The sequence below is a fragment of the Dokdonella sp. genome, from assembly GCF_019634815.1.
Classification (GTDB): Bacteria; Pseudomonadota; Gammaproteobacteria; order Xanthomonadales; family Rhodanobacteraceae; genus Dokdonella_A.
Window position 1 is genome coordinate 1 of record NZ_JAHCAP010000031.1, and the last position, 20,422, is coordinate 20,422.

Consider the following 20,422-nt stretch of genomic DNA (forward strand, 5'->3'; position numbering starts at 1 on the left):
TGCTCGACCGAGGTGTGTTGCACCTGCATGCGCGGCAGGAAGCCGAGCTGGATCGCCTCGCGCGCGACCGAGTAAGCGCCCGAGATCACCGATTGCGAGGCGATCACCGTGGCCAGCGTCGCCAACGCGATGAACGGCAGCAGCAGCGACTTCGGCGCAAGCATGAAGAACGGATTCTCGACCGCCGCGCCATTGGACAGCAGCAAGGCGCCCTGGCCGAAGTAATTGAGCACCAACGCCGGCATCACGAAACCGAACCAGGCCATGCGGATCGGCTTCTTGCCGAAGTGCCCCATGTCGGCATACAGCGCCTCGGCGCCGGTAATGCACAACACCACCGAGCTCAGTGCGAAAAACGCGGGCCAGCCGACATCGGCAAAAAAATGCACCGCGTAATGCGGCGACAGCGCCTTGAGCACGTAGGGATGCTCGATGATCTGCACGATGCCGAGCACGGCGATGCTGACGAACCACAGGCACATGATCGGCCCGAACACCAGACCGACGCGGCCACTGCCGCGCTTCTGGATCCAGAACAGGCCGAGCAGGATCAACACCGTGATCGGCACAATGAAATGGTCGAGCTGCGGCGCTGCCACCTTGACGCCTTCGACTGCGGACAACACCGAAATGGCCGGCGTGATCACGCCATCGCCGAAGAACAGCGCCGCACCGAACAAGCCAAGCATCGTCACCAGCCAATACACCTTGGGCCGACCGCGCACACCGCGCTGGGCCAGCGCGGTCAGCGCCATGATGCCGCCCTCGCCCTTGTTGTCGGCGCGCATGATGTAGCCGGCATACTTGAGCGAGACCACCAGCATCAAGGTCCAGAACACCAGCGACAACACACCCAGCACATGCGGTTCGTCCACCGGCAGGCCATGCCCGCCGAAGGTTTCCTTCATCGTGTAGAGCGGGCTGGTGCCCAAATCGCCGTAAACCACGCCGATCGCGCCGAGCGCAAGCGCCGACAGGCGACTGCGCGGATCACTCGCATCCTGGCGGGAATCTGACATACCCTGGGCTCCGGTGGGTTCAGCGCAGCGCGGCCTTGAGGGCCTTGCGAATGATGTCTTCGGCGCGATCGCCGGGAACGCTGGCAGCACGCACCAGCCGCGTGACTTCCTGCGGCTTGTAGCCGAGCGCCTGCAGCGCAATCGCGGCCTCGCTGGCCGGGTCGGCAGCACCGCCACCGCTCGCCGGGGAGACCCCGACTGCGAGGCCTTCGACGCGGTCGCGCAACTCGATCACGATGCGCTCGGCGGTCTTCTTGCCAATGCCGGGAATGCGCGTGAGCGCGGCCAGATCGGACGCCTGCACCAGACGCGAGAATTCCTCCACGCTCACGCCCGAGAGCACCGCCAGCGCGATCTTGGCGCCGATGCCGCTGACCTTCTGCAGCGCGCGGAACAGCGCACGCTCGTCTTCGCGCAGGAACGCATACAGTGCAACGGTGTCTTCCTTGACCGCATAGTGCGTGCACAGCGCGACTTCGCGACCGAGCTCCGGCAGGTCGTAGAACGTCGACATCGGCGCTTCCAGTTCGTAGCCGACACCGCCGACATCGACCACGATCCAGGGCGGCTGCTTGGCCACCAGGACGCCCTTGAGCCGTCCGATCATCGCCGCCTCCGCCAGGCTTGTCGCGTCACGCCCAGACGCGTGACGCTGGCCCGCACATGCGCATGGGTGAGCGCGATCGCCAGCGCGTCGGCGGCATCGGCCTGCAGCCGCTCGCGCAGCTCCAGCAACAATCCGACCATGTGCTGGACCTGGGCCTTGTCGCCGGCACCACTGCCGACCACGGCCTGCTTGACCTCGCGCGCCGCATATTCGTGAATCGTCAGGCCATGCTGGGCGAGCGCGCAGATTGCCGCGCCGCGCGCCTGACCAAGCTTGAGCGCCGAATCAGGATTGCGCGCGAGGAACACGCGTTCGAGCGCGGCTTCCTGCGGCGCATGTTCGGCCACGATTGCTCCCAGCGCATCGAACAGCAGCTTGAGACGCCCGGCAAAGTCCTCGGCACCGAGCAGGTTGATCGCCGTGTGGAACACATGGCTGCTGCGGCCATCTTCGCCAATGTCGATGATGCCCACGCCGGTGCGCTGGCTGCCCGGATCGATGCCGATGATGCGCACGCCGCACGCCACCGCGTTCGGCGACATCGCCGGCACCGATTGCCAGCGCGTCACGGCGACACCCCGCAGCGCGTGCCGTGGCCCCGTGTCGGTGCGGACCCTGTTGCTGGCGTTGCGCACGGCGTCACGGCCTGCCTCACGTGCCGGAGGCGTCGCTGGACGGGAAGCGGGCATCACGCAGAAAGTTCACGGTGAGATCGGCGACTTCGCCGGAAAACAGCAACCCGGTATGCGAGGCATCGACCACGACATGGTCGGCAATACCGGCCAGACGCGTTTCGCTCACCGACACGGTGCCATCGTGCGGCGCACTGAGCGGCCCGATCGTCACGCCCAGGCCAAACGGCAAGCGACCCGCGATCACGCCGACCGCACGCGTGCTTTTCCAGGCATCCAGACCACTGAGCAGGGGCGGTGCGCTCTGGCCCAGCAACAGACGGCCACCCGGCACGCTGGCGAGCGTGCGCGCGACCGCACTGCCACGCAACGGCGAACCGATGCAGACGATGCGGCCCTTGGGCAGGCCACGCGCGCCGCGCGCGGCTTCGAGCGCAACCAGCGAACCCAGGCTGTGGCCGACCAGATGCACGGCGCCGGAATCAGCCGAGCGCATGCGCTCGCGCAGCGTCTCGACCGCGGGACCGATGCCGCGAAACACACTCGCGTAGTCGATCGTTTCGACCGAATAACCGGCATGCCGCAGGCGCCGCGCCAAGGGCAGCAAGGTGATGCCACGCATCCAGATCCCGTGCAGCAGGATCACATGCTCGCGCTGCCCGACCGCGGGCGCCGCAGTGCGTTCACGGCTGCCGCGTGCAGCGGACGAGGGCGCGCGTTCAGCCACCGGCACGCTCTCGCACGCGCACATGCACTTCGGCCAATTGCGCATCGGGCACGCTCGAGGGCGCGCCGGTCATCAGGCACTGCGCGCCCGTGGTCTTGGGGAAGGCAATCACATCGCGGATTGATTCGCTGCCCGCCATCAACGCGGCGATGCGGTCGATGCCGAAGGCGATGCCACCATGCGGTGGTGCGCCGAAGTTGAGTGCATCGAGCAGGAAGCCGAACTTGGCCTGCGCCTCTTCGACACCGATGCCGAGCAGGTCGAACACCGCGCTTTGCATCGATGCACGATGAATGCGGATCGATCCGCCACCGATCTCGTTGCCGTTGAGCACCATGTCGTAACCGCGAGACACCGCGCTGCCCGCATGCGCGCGCAGATCAGCCTCATCGTCGACCGCGGGCGCGGTGAACGGATGATGCAGCGCGACGTAACGCTGTGCCTCGGCGTCCCATTCGAACATCGGGAAATCAGTCACCCACAGCGGCGCCCAGCCCTCGCCGACGAGCTTGAAATCGTGCCCGGCCTTCAGGCGCAGCGCGCCCATGAAATCACACACCGTCTTGAACTCGCCGGCGCCGAAGAAGGCAATATCGCCGTTCTGCATGCCGAGCGCACCGAGCAACGCGGCGAAGGCATCGGCTGCGAAGAACTTGGCGATCGGCGAGCTGATCTCGCCCTGCTCCGAGAGCTTGACGTAGGCCAAGCCCTTGGCGCCGTACTTGGCCGCATGCGCGGCGTATTCGTCGATCTGCTTGCGCGACAGCGCCGCGCCACCGGGAATGCGCAACGCGGCAACGCGACCATCAGGCGCACCCGCGGCATCGGCAAACACCTTGAAGTCGCTGCCCTTGACCAAGTCGGCGACATCGACGAGTTCCAGCGCAATGCGCAGGTCGGGCTTGTCCGAGCCGAAGCGGCGCATCGCCTCGGCCCAGCCCAGGCGCGGAAATGGCGCGACGAGCTGGACGCCGATCACCTCGGCGAACACGTCGCGAATCATCGCCTCGACGCAATCCTGCACGTCGCGTTCTTCCACCCACGCAAATTCCATGTCGAGCTGGGTGAATTCGAGTTGGCGATCAGCGCGCAGCGCCTCGTCACGGAAGCAGCGCGCGATCTGATAGTAGCGATCGAAGCCCGCCATCATCAGGATCTGCTTGAACAATTGCGGCGACTGCGGCAACGCGTAGAACTCGCCCGGATGCATGCGCGCCGGCACGAGGAAATCACGCGCGCCTTCGGGCGTGGCCTTGGTCAGGATCGGTGTTTCGATGTCCTGGAAGCCGCGCGCATCGAGCCAGCGGCGCAGCGCATTGACCAAGCGCGTGCGCGTGCGCATCTTGCGTTGCATCTCGGGGCTGCGCAGATCGAGATAGCGGTACTTGAGGCGAATGTCCTCACCCGGATTCTCGTGGTGGTGGAAGGGCAGCGGCTGCGCCTTGTTGAGCACCTCGATACGCGTGGCGACGACCTCGACCTGACCGGTGCGCATTTTCGCGTTCACACTCTCGCGCCGGCGCACGCTGCCGGTAATGCGCAGGCAATCCTCGTAGCCGATCTGTGCCGCGGTGGCGAGCACCTGCGCATTGCCTTCCGCGCTCGAGGGCTCGGCAACGACCTGGACGATGCCCTCGTGATCGCGCAGGTCGATGAAGCACAGGCCGCCGAGATTGCGGGCAACATCGGCCCAGCCGCACAGGGTTACGGTCTGGCCGATCATGGCCTCGTCGACGAGGCCGCAGAAATGGGTACGCATCAGCTTCCGATGGCGCCGGGTGGCGCAAAAAACAAGACGCGAAATGCTACGAAGGTTCTTGCTGCACTGCAAACAGCAACGCCGGCGCGAGAAACGCCGGCGTTGCCGATCCAGCCAAACCGCTCAGCGCCAGCGCCGATCGACGACGAACTCCGCCGAACAGCCCTGATCGACCCATACGCCGCTGCGGTTCCAGCCCCAGTTGCGGCCTTCGATGCACGGCGAGTTCGACAACTGCTTGGCAATGTAGACGCGGCTGCCGCGGCCGGTATCGACCTGACACAGGTTGTAGTTGTAACCCTTGCTGCTGCAGCGGAAGCGGATCGACTGGTCCCAGTTCGGTCCCGGATTCCAGCCACCATTGCCCGAGCCCGGATAGCCACCCTGGCCCGGATAGCCCGGCCCACCACCGGACCAGCGGCGACTCACGCGAAACACCGCGGCGCAGCCCTGGTCAACCCACACCCCGGCGCGATTCCAGCCCCAGGTCTGGCCCTCGATGCACGGCGTCTTGGAAATCTGCCGGGTCAAGCGCACGTCACTGCCGCGGCCGGTGTCGACCTGGCACATGCGATAGCGATAGCCATCGCTGTTGCACTGGAATTCGATGTCACGATCCCATCCCGGACCCGGATTCCATTGTGCCGGCGCAACCGCAGCCAGCGGCGCGGCAAGCTGTGGCAGGCTCTGTGCGGTAGCGCCTGCAGCAGCGCACAGCATCGCCATGCCTGCCACCAAACGAATCGACTTGATCATCGCTTTCCCCAATTGGTTGCCACGTGAAGGTCCACGCCGCGCGGAGTGTAGCCCGGAGCACGGCAGGGAATGCAAAACAATGGTCACGCGCCTGTGGACTCGCCGCTGCCGGCGGTGCTGGTCTCGCTCTTCGCCGGTACCGCCTCGCTCTTGGCAGGCTCGACCGCCGGCTTGGCCGGCTCGTCCTTGCCCACGAGGTTGTGCCTGGCCTCGCCGTCCTTCTTGAAATCGGTTTCATACCAGCCGCTGCCGGCCAGACGAAACGCGGGCGCACTCAGGCGCCGCCGGACGTGCTTCCTGCCGCACTCGGGGCACTGCTCGGGATCGGGATCGGACAGCTTTTGCAGGCGCTCGAACACCGCCTTGCAGGCATCACATTCGTATTCGTAGATCGGCATGGCACGCAACACGGGCTGAAAATCGCAGGCTGCACTATGCGGCCACGCGCCGAAAATGCAAGACATGGGCGCCGCCTGCGGGCAATGCGCTCAAGCGCGGAACAAACCCAGAGCCGCCTGCGGATCGGACGGAAAATGGAAATGCAGGAAACTTGCCGTGAGGCGGTGCTCTCGATACACGGCTTCGCGCGCAGGTGCGCCATTCGGGTCGACGGCGAACGCGATCGGCGCCGCCGTGATCGTCGCCACCGCGTGGTGGAAGCTGTGACCGCGCAGCACGCCTTCGGGCAGGGCGACTTCCTGCAGGCCCAGTGCAACCAGGCGCGGCATCACGGTCGCGTGACCGGCCAGCAAGCCCGCCATCGCCGCTTCGTCCTTGCCATCACCGAGGCGATCGAGCAGGAACAGCATGCCGCCGCATTCGGCAAGAATCGGCTTGCCGGCCACGTGATGCGCGCGCAACGCCTCATGCAGATCTTGCCGTGCGGCGAGCGCTTGCAGATGCAGTTCGGGATAGCCACCGGGCAACCACAGCGCATCGCAGTCGGGCAGCGCTTCGCCCGCGAGCGGCGAGAAGAAATGCAGCTGCGCGCCGGCCGCGCGCAGCAGCTCGATATTGGCAGGATAGAGAAAACAGAACGCCGCATCGCGCGCGATCGCGATGCGCGTGCCGACGAGAGATCGCGGCACCGCCGGCAAGTGCGCCGGCGCGAATTCCACCGCTGGTGGCAAGTCCATCGATGCATGCCGACCCAGGGCATCGGCGAGCGCATCGAGCCGTGCATCCAGATCATCCAGCTCATTCGCGGCGACCAGTCCCAGATGCCGCTCGGGCAGCGCCAGCGCGGGATCGCTCGGCAGGGCGCCGTACCAATGCAGGTTCGCGGGCAGACTCTCGCGCAACAGACGTGCGTGATAGTCGCCCGCGACGCGATTGGCGACCACGCCGCAGACCTCGATGCCCGCGCGGTAGCTTGCAAGCCCGTGCGCCACCGCGCCGAAACTCTGCGCCATCGCACCCGCGTCGATCACTGCGAGCACTGGCAGGCCCAGACGCTGCGCGAGATCGGCGCTCGAGGGCGAGCCATCGAACAAACCCATCACGCCTTCGACGAGGATGAGGTCGCTCGTCGCAGCGACGGCATGCAGGCGTGCACGCACTTCGGATTCGCCGCCCATCCACAGGTCGAGCTGATAGGCGGTGGCACGTGCAGCCCGCCCGGTAACGAGCGGATCGAGAAAATCCGCGCCGGTCTTGAACACCGCCACGCGCCGCCCGCGCCGCGCATGCCAGCGCGCGAGCGCCGCGGTGACCGAGGTCTTGCCCTGCCCCGATGCGGGCGCCGACACGAGCAAGCTGGGGCAGCGCGCGAACATGATTCAGCGTGGCTCGGGGTTCACGGCAACGACGCCGGGACCTGGGCGGCCTTGAGCCAGGCCTTGCCACGGTGGCCGAAATTGCACACCGTGGGATGCAGGATCTCGCCAATGATCTCGGCCGACTCGACGAGCCTCGGGCCGGGTCGATTGAAGTAGTGCACGCCGTCGATGAGATAGACCTCGCCTTCACGCACCGCGCGCAGGTTCGCCCAGCGTTCGCGCCGCGAAAGCTCGGCCAGTGCCTGCGCGCCCTGCTCCAGCGTGAAGCCGCAGGGCGTGATCACGATGACATCGGGGTCGGCCTCGACCACCTGTTCGAGTCGGATGCACGGCGAGTGCTCGCCTTGTTCGGCAATCAGACTGCTGCCACCGGCAATCTCGATCAGCTCGGGAATCCAGTTGCCGGCCGCCATCAAGGGCGCGGTCCATTCCAGTGTCAGCACACGCGGACGTGTCAGCGATGCCGTTGCCAAGCGCAAGGCTTCGAGCCGTGCGCTCAACTCCTGCGCGAGCTGTTCCCCGGCTGCGGCCACGCCCAGCGCGTGCGCGACGTCGCGGATCGCCTGCAACACTTCGCCCAGATCCTCGGGTTCGACCGCGATCACCTCGGGCCGCTGCGCGGGATCGGGCCAGTCGGCGAGCGCGGCCTGCAGATCGCCCGGCGTCACCGCGCAGATCGCGCATTGGGTCTGGGTGAGGATGTAACGCGGCGCGAGCTCCCACAGTCGTTGCGGATCGACCGAATACATCGCCTGACCCTTGGCGAGGATCGCGCTCACGCGCTGATGGATCTGCGCCGAATTGCCGCCGGGCTCCAGACGCGAGGCGCTGAGCACCGGCAGGTCAGCCACCCAGGGCGGAAAGTCGCATTGGTGCGAGCGGCCAACCAGCTGCTCGCCCAGTCCGAGCGCGACGACCATCTCGGTGACGCTGGGCAACAGCGAGACGATGCGCGGTGATGCGGCAGCGTGTTCCGCAACGGCTGTCATGACGATGTTTCCTCCGTGCGAGGTGCGGGAATGGACGAAGCGCCGTCCCTGGCGCGGCGTCCTTGCTCAGTGAGCGGCGCGCGCGAGTCGCGGCGCAGCCAGTCGCTCCCAGGCTTCGTGCGCCAGCAGCACGGCGCCGACGTAGGCCACCGTGGTGGCGACATACCACGGCGCCCATTGCACGTAGTTCGCGCCCCAGCCCGCCAGACTCGTGTTCTGGAAAAAGCCGCTGAGGAAATAGAACGAGCCATTGGTGAGCGCGAACGCGAGCGCGGCGAACACGGCGCCTCCGGCGGTCAAGGCCAGTCGCGACAGGCCGCGCTGTGCACAAGCGCTGCCCGCGTACCACAGCAGCACGTAAGCGATCGGCTCGAACACCGAAGCCTTGGTGAGCAGCGCAGTCGGCACATGGCCCAAGCCGAATGCGAGTGCGTCGCAGATGATCACCACGGCCAACAGGCCGAGCATGGGCAGAACCCGGCGCAGATGGATGCCACCGAGGAAGAACGCCGCCATCGTCGCATTGGCGCAGTACGCCGACAGGCCGAAATAGGTGAAACGCGTGCAGAACAGCAGCACGGCCAGTGCAGCCAGCACGATCAGACCCTGCTTGCGAGTCAACACTTGCATGTCGCTACTCCTTCGGTGGTGAACGAGGAAATCAGTGAGCCGGGCGCCAATTGAGCGTCAACATCAGGTTGCGACCGGGCTGGTTGAAGTACCAGGCGGTTTCATAGTGCTTGTCGAGCGCGTTGTTGAGGGCGAGATCGAGGCGCCAGTCCGGGTTGAACTGCCAGCCCGCACGCAGATTGAGCAGGCCATAACCACCGAGCGGATGGGTGTTGCCGAAGTCGTCGTAGCGACGTCCGGCCACATGCCAGCTCGCGCCCACGCCGAAGTCGCCGAACTTGCGATCGGCATCGAACTGCGCGCTGCGCTCGGGACGCCGCGCCAGCTGCTTGCCGTAGCTCGGGCTGTCATGCGCTGCGTCGCGCGCGTGCATCAGCGTCGCCGAGGCACGCACATCCCAGCCGAACCAGTTGCTGCCGACAACGGCTTCGATGCCGCGGATGCGCGCGTGGCCGATGTTGGCCGGCGTGTAGGTGACGGCGTCGAAGGCAATCAGATCGCGCACGTCGTTGTGCCAGGCTTCGAGCGACCAGTTGCCCCAGTCCGTCGTGCCACGCAGGCCAAGCTGGGCGTTGCGCGAGTTTTCCGGGCGCAACAGCGGATTGGCATAACCGGGGTAGTAGAGGTCGTTGAAGGTCGGCGCGCGGAACGCGGTACCGTAGTTGGCGACCACGCGCAGGCCCGGGGCGAAATCCCAACCCCACAACACGCTGCCTGTGGTCTTGCCGCCGAACTGACTGTTGTCGTCGCGACGCAGATTGGCCTGCAGCGACTGCTTGCCCAAGTTCATCTGCCACTGACCGAACAGGCCGCGGTTCAGGCGCGTGGTTTGATCGAAGCCGACATCGCTGCCCAGCCACTGGCGCTCCCAGTCGTAGCCGAGCGTGAGCAGACCCGCCCCCAGACTGAAGTCGCCCTGCAGCGAACCCAGGTCACGACGGTTGTCGAAATGCCCGCGCATCGCGCCGGCAAGGAAACTGGTGTCGAAGTCGGTGCTCGAACCCGCGCGCAGCGACACATTCACACGCTCGCTCGGGCGATAGCGCAGGTGTCCGCCGACGACCTGCACCGAATAGCGGTTCGAATCGCTGTAGTCGCCATCGAACTCGCTGCTGCCCTCGCTGCGGAAGGCCAGGCCGTCCACGCTCCAGCGCTCGTTGAATCGCCACGCGCCATTGAGCGTGAGCGCACTGTCGTCGAAACCATCCTTGTCCGGCTGATCGGCAAAGCAACCCGCAAACGCCGTCGCGGCGCCGACGCGACAGGCATTGATGCCATCGGTCTTCTCGCGCGAGCCCTGCACCGAAATCCAGCCCTGCTCGCCCGCCGCGGAAAAACCCGCCGCACCCTTGTATGTCGCATGACTGCCCGCGGCCACGCTCGCATTGGGCGAGAAGCTGCCCGGATCGTGGCGCAGGAAGATCTGCACCACGCCACCGATCGCGCCCGAGCCGTACAGGCTCGAAAACGGACCGCGCACGATCTCGATGCGCTGCACCTGATCGAGCGGAATGTAGGGAATGCCGATGGTGCCGGCGCTGACCGTGCCGATGCGCACGCCATCCACCAACACCAGCAACTGGCTGCCCGAGGTGCCGCGCAGGAACAAGGAACTCGCCTTGCCCGGCCCGCCGCTGTTGCTCATCGCCATGCTCGGCGTGGTGGCGAGCAGATCGAGCAGGGAGGCCGGCTGCAACTTGTCGATGTCCTCGCGCGTGATCACGGTCATCGCCGCGAGCGTCTGATCCTGGGTCTGCGCGGTGCGCGTGGCGGTGACGACGACTTCGTCGAGCTGGGTGCCCGCTTCATCAGCAGCGGCAAACGGGCAAACCAGCAACAGCGCGGCCAGCAGCGGGCCGCTGAAAATGGGGGACTTCTTCACAAACACTCCTGTCCGCGCCAACCCGCGCGGCTTCGTCGCAAAGGAGACTGCAGGAGGTTTGTGGCGCGTGCCATGCGCGAGGCGGCATGGCCCGTGACCCATGCCCGCCGCATGTCCGGTTCGTGCACAGGGCCGGTCTCCGGGCTCGCGAGCGAAGGGGTTTCCTTCCGGTTTCGCGCCTTCCCGTGCCTGCGGCACAGTGGCTTGGTGCGGAACCTTGACTCGCCTACCGTTGCGGGGGCAGCTCCGGAATGGCCATCCAGACTTCTGGACGGCGGCACCGGATTCCCGTTTCAACCATCGGCATGCCAATGGTCACCTTGGGCGGCGCACATGCTAGCCGAAGCTGCGGCGCTTGCACAGGCTTCCGGGCGCGCGATGCTCATGGACTGGCTGGCTCAGGCCACAGTGATTCCGGCTACCGCCTCGCGCAGGACGCGGTAGCCCTCGACCAGGCGCGGGCCGGGGCGACCGAGGAAGGTTTCGCTCACGGCGAGGATGCGGTCGTTGGCAACGGCGGGTACGCCCTCCCACCCGGCGCGCGAGCGCACCACCTCGGCGCGGTATTTTTCCTGCTTGACGCCGCACCAGCTCATGACGATGAGATCGGGCATCGCTGCGCGCGCAGCGTCATGCGCCAGCGGCACGCTCCTGGCGTCGACCTCGCCCCAGGGATTCGTGCCACCCGCCAGTTCGATCAAGGCGGTGGCCCAGGAGTGGCGTGCCGGCGCGATCACCGGCTTGGGCCACCACTCGATCAGGACACGCGGTCGCCCGGCCGTCGGCGTGACCGCCGGCATCGCCGCGCGCATCTGCTGCACGAGTGCAAGGCCGCGTTCGGGCACGCCGAGCACCTGCGCAATGCGTTCGATGTCGTCAAAGACCTCTTCGAGCGAGGTCGGATCGGATACCAGGGTCTTCAAACCGGCTGCTTCAAGTCGCGCCACGACTTTCTCGTGACCCGGCACGGTGTTGGAGCTCAGCACCAGATCGGGTTTGAGCGCATCGACGATCGCGGCATCGAGATCGAGATCGCGCCCGGCCTTGGGCAGCGCATCGACCACCTCATGCGGATAGTCCGAGTCTGCATCGACCCCAACCAGCAGATGCGCGCAGCCGAGCGCGCAGACGATTTCGGTGTTCGATGGGGTGTGCGAGAAAACGCGCATGACGGTTCCGTGATTCGGATGAGCCGCGTACGCTAAGCCTTCGCCGGAAAAGTCTCCACTCTCGACATTGCGGCGACTCTCGCCGGGATGAAGGCCTGCCCGAGTCGCGAAAGTCACGAAGAATGATCAAGGGCCCACATTCTTCATCTTCGTGTTCTTCGCGCCCTTCGCGTTTCAAGCCTTTTCATGCCAAGGCGATGGGCTCGTGCCCCGCGCGACAGATGGGCGCACCATTCCCTCCGTCTGCGTCGTGTTTCATCCGACGCAGACGATCGCACGTCGCGGCAGGTCTCAGGCCTGACGCGAGAACACCAGATGCCCACCTTCGGCGTCCACGCGCACGCCATCGCCGGGTTGGAAACGGCCTTCGAGGATTTCCCGCGCCAGCGGATTCTCCAGTTGCTGCTGGATCGCACGCTTGAGTGGCCGCGCGCCATAGACCGGATCGAAACCGACATTGCCGAGCAGGTCGAGCGCCCGGTCGGAGATTTCGAGCTTGAGCTGGCGTTCGCCCAGGCGTTTGTTGAGCGCGGCGATCTGGATGCGCGCAATTGCGCGGATCTGGCTCTTGTCGAGTGAACGGAACACCACGATCTCGTCGAGCCGGTTGATGAACTCGGGGCGGAAATGCGCCTGCACCGCGCCCATCACCGCCGCCTTCATCTGCGTGTAGGCCGCTTCGTCATCGCTCGACAGTTCCTGGATCATCTGCGAACCGAGGTTCGAGGTCATCACGATCACGGCGTTGCGAAAATCCACCGTGCGACCCTGGCCGTCGGTGAGGCGGCCATCGTCGAGCACCTGCAGCAACACGTTGAAGACGTCGGGATGTGCTTTCTCGACTTCATCGAGCAGGATCACGCTGTAGGGACGGCGCCGCACCGCTTCGGTGAGGTATCCGCCTTCCTCGTAACCGACATAGCCGGGCGGCGCACCGATCAGACGACTGACCGCGTGCTTCTCCATGAACTCGCTCATGTCGATGCGCACCATCGCTTCTTCGCTGTCAAACAGGAAGTTCGCCAGCGCCTTGCACAGTTCGGTCTTGCCCACGCCGGTGGGACCGAGGAACAGGAACGAACCGCTTGGCCGATTGGGATCGGACAAGCCCGCGCGTGAACGGCGCACCGCATCGGCGACCGCACGCACGGCTTCATCCTGACCAACCACGCGCTTGTGCAGTTCCTCTTCCATGCGCAGCAGTTTTTCGCGCTCGCCTTCGAGCATCTTGCTGACCGGGATGCCGGTCCAGCGGCTCACCACCTCGGCGATTTCCTCGGCGGTCACGCGCGTCTGCACCAGCTTGAAATCCTGCTGCTCGGCGGCCTGCGCGGCGGTGAGCTGGCGCTCCAGGTCGGGCAGCTTGCCGTACTGGATTTCGCCCATGCGCGTGTAATCCTGCTTGCGCCGCGCGTTCTCCAGTTCCTGACGCGCCTGCTCGATCTGCTCCTTGATCTGGGTGGCGCCGTGCAGCGCGGCCTTCTCGGCCTTCCAGACTTCGTCGAGATCGGAGAACTCGCGTTCGAGCGCGCCGATGTCGTCTTCCAGATCAGCCAGGCGCTGGCGCGATTCCTCGTCCTTTTCCTTCTTGAGCATCTCGCGCTGGATCTTGAGCTGGATCAGGCGCCGCTCCTTGCGGTCGAGCTCCTCGGGCTTGGAGTCGATCTCCATGCGGATGCGCGAAGCAGCCTCGTCCATGAGGTCGATGGCCTTGTCGGGCAACTGGCGGTCGGCGATGTAGCGGTTGGACAGCGTGGCTGCCGCGACCAGCGCGGGATCGGTGATCTCCACACCGTGGTGCACGGCATAGCGCTCCTTGAGGCCACGCAGGATCGCGATCGTGTCCTCCACGCTCGGCTCACCGACGAAGACCTTCTGGAAGCGCCGCTCGAGCGCTGCGTCCTTTTCGATGTACTGGCGGTATTCATCGAGCGTGGTCGCGCCGATGCAGTGCAATTCGCCGCGCGCGAGTGCGGGCTTGAGCATGTTGCCGGCGTCCATCGCGCCCTCGGCCTTGCCGGCGCCGACCATCGTGTGTAGCTCGTCGATGAACAGGATGATCTGGCCTTCCTGCTTGGCGAGGTCATTGAGTACGCCCTTGAGGCGCTCCTCGAACTCGCCGCGGAACTTGGCGCCCGCAATCAGCGCGCCCATGTCGAGCGAAAGCACGCGCTTGTCCTTGAGTCCTTCGGGCACTTCGTCCTTGACGATGCGCTGGGCCAGACCTTCGGCAATCGCGGTCTTGCCCACGCCGGGCTCGCCGATCAGCACCGGATTGTTCTTGGTGCGACGCGAGAGCACCTGGATCACGCGCCGGATTTCCTCGTCGCGACCGATCACCGGATCGAGCTTGCCGCTCTCGGCGCGCGCAGTGAGGTCGATCGTGTATTTTTCCAACGCTTGACGTTGATCTTCGGCCGCCTGGTTGTCGACCTTGGCGCCGCCACGCAGCTTGTCGATCGCCGCTTCCAGATTCGCCTTGTTCGCGCCGGCCGCCTTGAGCGCATCAGCCAGCTCACCCTTGGCGTCGAGCGCCGCGAGGATGAACAGCTCCGAGGCGATGAAGTCATCGCCCCGCTGCTGGGCAAGCTTGTCGGTGAGATTGAGCAAACGATTGAGCTCGTTGCCGACGTTGAGATCGCCTTCCTGTCCGCTCACGCGCGGCAGGCGCTCGAGCATCTGCCCCACGCGGGTGCGCAGCGCCGGTACATTGACGCCGGCTTGAGTGAGCATCGGCGCGGTCGAGCCGCCCTGCTGGTCGAGCAAGGCGCTCATCAGATGAGCCGGTTCGAGCATGTTGTGGTCGCGACCGACCGCCAGCGACTGGGCGTCGGCCAGTGCCTGCTGGAAACGCGAGGTGAGTTTGTCCATGCGCATCGGGACACCAGAGATCTGTGTGCGGCCACCGGCCGCGGGATGTCTTCGTCAATGCGGTTGCATGCAGCGGTTTCAAGGGCGGCGGGCCTGCGCGCCAGCGCGCACACGCAGGCCCGGCCCGAGCTGACTCAGCGGAAGTTGTAGCGCCAGCTCAGGGTGGCCGCCAGTGGCGTGCCCGGCATGGTCTGGTTGGTCGATTGCGCACTCTCGATCCAGTCGATGTCACCGAGGTTGCGCAGGTTGAGCGCGAGTTCGTGCTCGCCGCCGCGCCAGCGCAGCATCGCGTCGGTGCGCGTCGCCGAGCGCGCATCGGTCGCATGTTTGGGCGCTTCGTTGCCCTGCACGCGGACTGTGTCGAAGGTCTGCGCCTCGGGCTCGGCGTGGCTGATGGCTGGAACGGCAAGCACGAGCAGCAGTGCAACGGCGAGCGGCGAGCGGCGAGCGGATCGGTGGATGGCGCAGTTTGAACATCGACATGGGCAGGTCCCGGTTGAAAAGTGCGCGGATGCCACCGAGAAGGATTCGTATCTCCAATACTTTGCATTCCGGGCCTTGGCCCCGTGGTTTTGGATCGGGCACGCCGTTGCATCACGCCGCAGGAACCGACACCCGTCGGATGAATCGGGTCGAGCAATCGAGACACCCGGATGCACACGGGCAGCCGAACCGAGCGTCTTCGCTCGCGAGCCGCCCTGCATAATCGGCCGATGCCCAAGTACCGCATTCTCCTGCTCGGCGGTTATGGCCAGTTCGGCGCCCGCATCGCCGCCGCGCTCGCCAGCGATTCCGATCTCGCACTCCTCATTGCCGGACGCCATGCCGCGCCGGCACGCCAACTGTGCGCGCGGCTCGGACAGACAGCGCGAGCCGAGATTTCACACTGGGTGATGGATCTGGAATCAGACACGCTCGACCAGCGCATGGCGGAGCAGGCCCCGCATCTGGTGATCCATTGCGCAGGGCCGTTCCAAGGCCGCGACTACCGCGTGGCCCGAACCGCACTCGCCGCAGGTGCCCACTATGTCGACCTCGCCGACGCGCGCGACTTCGTGAGTGCAATTGGCGCGCTCGACGAGGAAGCACGCCGCGCCGGTCGCTGGGCGATTGCCGGCGCCAGCAGCGTGCCGGGACTGAGCGGCGCAGTCATCACTGCGGTGCAGGAACGCTTTGCCTGTCTCCGATCCATCCAGAGTGCGATCAGTCCAGGCAATCGCAGCGAACGCGGCCTGGCCACCACACGCGCAATCCTCGGCTACGTCGGTCGCCCGTACCTGCAGTTGCAGAATGGCCGTTGGCGAAGCGTGCATGGCTGGCAATCCTTGCGACTCGTGTACACGCCGGCGACCGGCGCGCGCTGGCTCGCGCGCTGCGAAGTACCGGACCTGTCGGTGTTGCCCGCACGATGGCCGCAGCTTGCGACGTGCGATTTTCGCGCCGGCCTCGAATTGCGCCGCATGCACTTCGGCCTGTGGCTCGCGAGTTGGGCAGTGCGCTGCGGTCTGTTGCGCAACCTGCCGCGCCGCGCCTCCGCCCTGCTCGCGCTGAGCAACCGTTGGCTCGGCGCCGGCAGCGATGTCGGTCTCATGCAAATCGACATGCGCGGTCGTGGCCTCGACGACAAACCCTTGCACCTGCGCTGGCGTCTGATTGCTGCCAACGGCGATGGCCCGCAGGTACCCGCAACTGCAGCGGTGGTTCTCGCTCGCAAGCTCGCGCGCGGCGAACTGCCCGGCAGTGGTGCACGCGCCTGCCTCGACCTGTTCACGCTCGATGAATTTCTCGAGGCGCTCGATGGCTTTGCCGTCACCACCACACTCGAAACCCTGGCCTGACTGCGTTCTGCCGGCCAAGGTCCGCCAGGCTCAATTCACGTCCAACCAGCCGCGATAGCGCAGCAATGGCCCTACCAAGGGCAGCGCAGCCTGCACATCGAAGCCATAGCGCCCATCGCGCTCGAACTCATGCGCCGCAACGCCCGCGAACCAACGCACCGGCAAACGCAGACCCAGTACCCGCACGCAAGCCACCTGCCATTTGAGGACACCTTGGTCAGCAAACAGGCGGAAACCGAACTCGACCAGGCCCAGACGCTCGTGCAGCAAGCCATCCGCGGCCCACAGACGTGAGCGCATTGCGTGCGCGCCGACATGGCGTGTCCAGCGCTCCCTCTGCGCATCAACGATTATCTCGACTTCGATCGGCCCACGGCCGGCCGGCGGCAATCGCGTTGCCCAGCCGCACAGCGCCGCGAGTGGGCTGCGACCACGCTCGACTTCGACTTCGCCACGATAGTGTTGCGTACCGTCGCGTCGATGCAGTTCCTGCACGCGCGGCGCAAGCTCGACGAAGGCACTGCCGAGCAACTGAGGGAACAGCCTGGTCACGGCGCGATCCACACGAGGCTGGCGAAGCGGCCCGTTTCGCGATCTCGGCGAAACGAATAGAAGCGCGGATCTCTGAACGTATCGAAATTTCCGCCACTCACCCGCTCGACACCGCAGGCGAGAAGGCGCCGGCGCGAAAGCGCGGCGAGATCGCAGTGCCAATGGCCGGGGCGTGTCGGAACAAACGCAAAGCCGGCAGCGCCATCGTGCTCGACAAAGGCCGCGCGCACTTCCTCGCCGACTTCGTACGAGGCCGCGCCGATGCCCGGACCAATCCACACGAGCAAACGCTCAGGCGCTGCGCCCAACGCGAAAACCGCTGCTTCGAGCACGCCCGCCGCAAGACCGCGCCAGCCCGCATGTGCGACGCCGATTGCGCTGCCATCGTCGGCACAGAACAGAACAGGCAGGCAATCGGCGGAGAGCACCGCGAGGACGACACCCGCCCGATGGCTCACCGCGGCATCGGCCTTCGGCTCATCTTCGGCCACGTCCGCATCGACATCGAGCACGCTGATGCCGTGCACCTGCTGCATCCAACGTGGCGCACCCGGCAATGCCAGTTTCCGCGCCAAACTCTCGCGATTGGCCGCGACCGCCTGCGGCTGATCACCGCAACGCGCGCCGAGATTGAAGGATGCGAACGGCCCGGCCGAGGCGCCCGCAATCGCGCGCGTGGTTACCGCCGCGCGAACCTGCGCGGGCGCTGGCCAATCCGGAACAAGGAATCCATCCATCAGCGGCAATTCCTGACAGCAATGCTCTGCACAGCATTGAATCGCGCACCGCACGCACACCGGTTGAAACGTTCAGTCACCTGCGGCTCCCTGAAGACATCACTGCCGGCTCTATGGTTGGGTATTGCCACGGCAGCGCGCAAGATGCAGGGCCGCGATCGGATCAAATGGCGCAGCCAACGCCTGGGCGCGCTGTTCTTGTTTTGGCGCGCAGGAGCGCGCTGCTTCCAATCCCCTTCAGCGGCGGCGGGCGATGACCGAAAGGCCCGCAGGGTGCGCGCGATGGAGCGCGCGCATTGCGCCGTCGGCACAGGGAGGTGCTGTCGGCGCAACCGGCCATCGACTGCGGACCTTGCGCGCATGATGCGCGCAAGGCGGCGCTGCGAGGGGCGCCCTTCTCTTTGGTGTCTTTCTCTTGGGCGAGCAAGAGAAAGCCACCGGCCCGCAGGGATGCGGGACGAACAGGCACGGACGCCAATCGGTTTTCGACAAGCCGAACAAAGCTAGGCAAACACATGGCCAAGGCGCACGCCGAGTCCCCGACCGCAGGGATGCGGGACGAACAGGCACGGACGCCAGTCGGTTTTCGACAAGCCGAACAAAGCTAGGCAAACACATGGCCAAGGCGCACGCCGAGTCCCCGACCGCAGGGATGCGAGACGAACAGGCATGGACGCCAATCGGTTTTCGACAAGCCGAACAAGCCACGGCAAACACATGGCCAAGGCGCACGCCGAGTCCCCGACCGAAGGGATGCGGGACGAACACGTACGAACGCCATCGACAGTCGACCGACCAAATTTCGTGTGCGGGCAGGATGCCCACGCCTGCGCTTTTCAGCCCCTTTGGGCCGCGGCAGGCGCGCGAAGATCAGGCCCGCTGGGGCGGCGCGATGGATCGCGCCGAGTTTGCCGTGCGTGCACGGATGCACGGTCGGCAAACCCCGCAGCGCGTCTGCGCAGTCCCGCGCGCACGATGCGCGCGGGACCACGGCCGTGAGGGTGCCCTTCTCTTTGGTGACTTTCTCTTGGGCAAGCAAGAGAAAGCCACCGGCCCGCAGGGATGCGGGACGAACAGGCACGGACGCCAGTCGGTTCTCGCGCAGCCAAACACGACCAAGACAACGCAATCTTTCGGCGCAAGCCGAAATGCCAGAGCGCGCGGATGCGGGACGAACAGGCATGGACGCCAGTCGGTTTTCGCAAAAGCGAACACGACAAAGAAAAGGCAAAACTCAGGCGCAAGCCGAAACGCCCAATCGCAGGGATCCGGGACGAACCCATACGGACGTGAGTCGGTTCTCGCGCAACCGAACACGACCAGGGCAACCCAAAACCTCGGCGCAAGCCGAAATTCCCAAGCGCAGGGATCCGGGACGACCCCATGCGGACGTGGGTCGGTCTTCGTACACACGCACAAGGCACGACAAAGTCGGCGTTGAGCCGACACCCGCCCTCACGCGCCCTGTTCGCGCGTGTCCTCGCGCAGCGCGGCGAGCAAGCCCTGCATGTCTGCGGGGGGCGCCGCTTCGAAGCTGGCAAGCTTGCCCGTGCCGGGGTGTCGGAACTCGAGCTTCTCGGCATGCAGCGCCTGCCGCTTGAAGCCGCGCATCGCCGCGACCAGCGCCTCGCCCGCACCCTTGGGCAGCTTGAGCAGTCCGCCGTATTGCGAGTCGCCCAGCAAGGGATGGCGCACATGCGCCATGTGCACGCGGATCTGGTGGGTGCGGCCGGTTTCCAGCCGGCACTCGACCAGGGTCGTGCTGCGGAAACGTTCGCGCACGCGGTAATGGGTGACGGCGTCGCGGCCATCCTCTCGCACCGCCTGCTTGAGGCGATCACGCGGATGGCGGCCGAGCGGCGCATCGACGCGGCCACCGGCGACCATCGCGCCGTAGACGATCGCGAGATACTGGCGGTGCACGTCGCGCTCGCCGAGCTGTTCGACCAGACTGGTATGGGCACGCATCGACCGCGCCACGACCATCAGGCCCGAGGTGTCCTTGTCGAGGCGGTGGACGATGCCGCCGCGCGGGATCGCCGCGAGTGCGGGGTCGAAATGCAGCAGCGCATTCTGCAAGGTCCCCGCGGGATTGCCCGCGCCGGGATGGACGACCAGGCCTGCCGGCTTGTTGACGACGATGACATCGGCATCGGCATGCACGATGTCGAGATCGATCGCCTCGGCCTGGGCGCCGATCTCGCGCTCGATCAGCACCGTGATTTCGACTTGCTCGCCTCCGAGCACCGTCTGGCGCGGCGCCGCCACGGCGCCGTCGAGCCGCGCCGCGCCGGCCTTGATCCAGGCGGTCAGGCGCGAGCGCGAATAGTCGGGGAACAGCTCGGCCAGTGCCTGATCGAAACGGCGGCCGGCCAGTTCGGGCGGAATCGTCGCGTTCAGCATTGATTGGGTCGGGGTCATGAACACGGTCCGTGCGCGACGACGCTTCCAGCGCCGGCAAAGTTTCGGGTTATCA

Annotated in this window: 18 protein-coding genes and 1 riboswitch; of the genes, 1 reads left to right on the forward strand and 17 read right to left on the reverse strand. The window is 66.1% G+C overall.

The features are described 5' to 3' along the window. The 14 genes from KF759_RS12895 to KF759_RS12960 form a co-directional block, all read right to left on the reverse strand. A partial coding sequence (locus KF759_RS12895) for a KUP/HAK/KT family potassium transporter (RefSeq protein WP_291226162.1) occupies positions 1-1,019 on the reverse strand: 1,019 nt, incomplete at its 3' end. A gap of 19 nt (positions 1,020-1,038) precedes the next feature. Further along, positions 1,039-1,626 (reverse strand): Holliday junction branch migration protein RuvA, encoded by a 588-nt coding sequence (gene ruvA, locus KF759_RS12900; protein WP_291226164.1) that lies wholly within the window; start codon positions 1,624-1,626, stop codon positions 1,039-1,041. Beyond that, entirely contained in the window at positions 1,623-2,168 is a 546-nt protein-coding gene (gene ruvC / locus KF759_RS12905) for a crossover junction endodeoxyribonuclease RuvC (protein ID WP_291226203.1), read from the reverse strand. Before ruvC ends, ruvA begins: the two co-directional genes overlap by 4 nt. Before the next feature lie 109 nt (positions 2,169-2,277). Further along, the gene (locus tag KF759_RS12910) at positions 2,278-2,985 is read right to left on the reverse strand and encodes an alpha/beta hydrolase (protein WP_291226166.1); all 708 of its coding nucleotides are present in this window, start codon (positions 2,983-2,985) and stop codon (positions 2,278-2,280) included. Further along, complete coding sequence (gene aspS / locus KF759_RS12915) at positions 2,978-4,744, reverse strand: aspartate--tRNA ligase (protein ID WP_291226167.1); 1,767 nt, start codon at positions 4,742-4,744, stop codon at positions 2,978-2,980. The genes KF759_RS12910 and aspS overlap by 8 nt, the downstream gene beginning before the upstream one ends. A 123-nt stretch (positions 4,745-4,867) precedes the next feature. Next, on the reverse strand, positions 4,868-5,500 hold the full coding sequence (locus tag KF759_RS12920) for a DUF3011 domain-containing protein (protein WP_291226169.1): 633 nt from the start codon (positions 5,498-5,500) through the stop codon (positions 4,868-4,870). 83 nt (positions 5,501-5,583) lie between these two features. Then, positions 5,584-5,898, reverse strand: a complete 315-nt coding sequence (locus KF759_RS12925) for a zinc ribbon domain-containing protein (RefSeq protein ID WP_291226171.1) — start codon at positions 5,896-5,898, stop codon at positions 5,584-5,586. Between the two features lie 90 nt (positions 5,899-5,988). Next, a complete protein-coding gene (locus tag KF759_RS12930) occupies positions 5,989-7,275 on the reverse strand; it encodes a cobyrinate a,c-diamide synthase (protein WP_291226173.1) in 1,287 nt (428 codons plus the stop codon). A 20-nt stretch (positions 7,276-7,295) separates the two neighbouring features. Further along, positions 7,296-8,267, reverse strand: coding sequence for a cobalamin-binding protein (locus KF759_RS12935; protein ID WP_291226175.1), 972 nt, complete (start codon positions 8,265-8,267; stop codon positions 7,296-7,298). A gap of 66 nt (positions 8,268-8,333) precedes the next feature. Continuing rightward, on the reverse strand, positions 8,334-8,897 hold the full coding sequence (locus tag KF759_RS12940; RefSeq protein ID WP_291226177.1) for a hypothetical protein: 564 nt from the start codon (positions 8,895-8,897) through the stop codon (positions 8,334-8,336). A 31-nt stretch (positions 8,898-8,928) separates the two neighbouring features. After that, on the reverse strand, positions 8,929-10,779 hold the full coding sequence (btuB, locus tag KF759_RS12945) for a TonB-dependent vitamin B12 receptor (RefSeq protein ID WP_291226179.1): 1,851 nt from the start codon (positions 10,777-10,779) through the stop codon (positions 8,929-8,931). Between the two features lie 112 nt (positions 10,780-10,891). Continuing rightward, positions 10,892-11,117: riboswitch (cobalamin riboswitch) on the reverse strand. A 60-nt stretch (positions 11,118-11,177) separates the two neighbouring features. Then, on the reverse strand, positions 11,178-11,948 hold the full coding sequence (locus tag KF759_RS12950) for a helical backbone metal receptor (protein WP_291226181.1): 771 nt from the start codon (positions 11,946-11,948) through the stop codon (positions 11,178-11,180). Positions 11,949-12,239: 291 nt separating this feature from the next. Continuing rightward, positions 12,240-14,825, reverse strand: coding sequence for an ATP-dependent chaperone ClpB (clpB, locus tag KF759_RS12955; RefSeq protein WP_291226183.1), 2,586 nt, complete (start codon positions 14,823-14,825; stop codon positions 12,240-12,242). 128 nt (positions 14,826-14,953) lie between these two features. Further along, a complete protein-coding gene (locus KF759_RS12960) occupies positions 14,954-15,232 on the reverse strand; it encodes a hypothetical protein (protein ID WP_291226185.1) in 279 nt (92 codons plus the stop codon). A gap of 300 nt (positions 15,233-15,532) precedes the next feature. Between KF759_RS12960 and KF759_RS12965 the strand changes: the two genes are divergently transcribed. After that, positions 15,533-16,657: a saccharopine dehydrogenase NADP-binding domain-containing protein gene (locus tag KF759_RS12965; protein ID WP_291226187.1), complete on the forward strand. Its 1,125-nt coding sequence runs from the start codon at positions 15,533-15,535 to the stop codon at positions 16,655-16,657. Positions 16,658-16,687: 30 nt separating this feature from the next. Here the strand turns inward: KF759_RS12965 and KF759_RS12970 are convergent, their stop codons facing one another. The 3 genes from KF759_RS12970 to rluD all read right to left on the reverse strand — a co-directional run bounded on the left by KF759_RS12970 (position 16,688) and on the right by rluD (position 20,367). Next, positions 16,688-17,209, reverse strand: coding sequence for a DUF4166 domain-containing protein (locus tag KF759_RS12970; protein ID WP_291226189.1), 522 nt, complete (start codon positions 17,207-17,209; stop codon positions 16,688-16,690). Next, positions 17,206-17,946, reverse strand: a complete 741-nt coding sequence (gene pgeF / locus KF759_RS12975; protein WP_291226191.1) for a peptidoglycan editing factor PgeF — start codon at positions 17,944-17,946, stop codon at positions 17,206-17,208. Before pgeF ends, KF759_RS12970 begins: the two co-directional genes overlap by 4 nt. Positions 17,947-19,401: 1,455 nt before the next feature. Further along, on the reverse strand, positions 19,402-20,367 hold the full coding sequence (gene rluD / locus KF759_RS12980; RefSeq protein WP_291226193.1) for a 23S rRNA pseudouridine(1911/1915/1917) synthase RluD: 966 nt from the start codon (positions 20,365-20,367) through the stop codon (positions 19,402-19,404). Positions 20,368-20,422 lie beyond the last annotated feature (55 nt).

Bases quoted from the DNA above. Each gene is read 5' to 3' on its own strand.
- ruvA (WP_291226164.1), bottom strand. From the start codon at position 1,626: ATGATCGGACGGCTCAAGGGCGTCCTGGTGGCCAAGCAGCCGCCCTGG.
- ruvC (WP_291226203.1), bottom strand. From the start codon at position 2,168: ATGTCGCCGAACGCGGTGGCGTGCGGCGTGCGCATCATCGGCATCGAT.
- aspS (WP_291226167.1), bottom strand. From the start codon at position 4,744: ATGCGTACCCATTTCTGCGGCCTCGTCGACGAGGCCATGATCGGCCAG.
- KF759_RS12920 (WP_291226169.1), bottom strand. From the start codon at position 5,500: ATGATCAAGTCGATTCGTTTGGTGGCAGGCATGGCGATGCTGTGCGCT.
- KF759_RS12925 (WP_291226171.1), bottom strand. From the start codon at position 5,898: ATGCCGATCTACGAATACGAATGTGATGCCTGCAAGGCGGTGTTCGAG.
- KF759_RS12930 (WP_291226173.1), bottom strand. From the start codon at position 7,275: ATGTTCGCGCGCTGCCCCAGCTTGCTCGTGTCGGCGCCCGCATCGGGG.
- KF759_RS12935 (WP_291226175.1), bottom strand. From the start codon at position 8,267: ATGACAGCCGTTGCGGAACACGCTGCCGCATCACCGCGCATCGTCTCG.
- KF759_RS12940 (WP_291226177.1), bottom strand. From the start codon at position 8,897: ATGCAAGTGTTGACTCGCAAGCAGGGTCTGATCGTGCTGGCTGCACTG.
- KF759_RS12950 (WP_291226181.1), bottom strand. From the start codon at position 11,948: ATGCGCGTTTTCTCGCACACCCCATCGAACACCGAAATCGTCTGCGCG.
- clpB (WP_291226183.1), bottom strand. From the start codon at position 14,825: ATGCGCATGGACAAACTCACCTCGCGTTTCCAGCAGGCACTGGCCGAC.
- KF759_RS12965 (WP_291226187.1), top strand. From the start codon at position 15,533: ATGCCCAAGTACCGCATTCTCCTGCTCGGCGGTTATGGCCAGTTCGGC.
- pgeF (WP_291226191.1), bottom strand. From the start codon at position 17,946: ATGGATGGATTCCTTGTTCCGGATTGGCCAGCGCCCGCGCAGGTTCGC.
- rluD (WP_291226193.1), bottom strand. From the start codon at position 20,367: ATGACCCCGACCCAATCAATGCTGAACGCGACGATTCCGCCCGAACTG.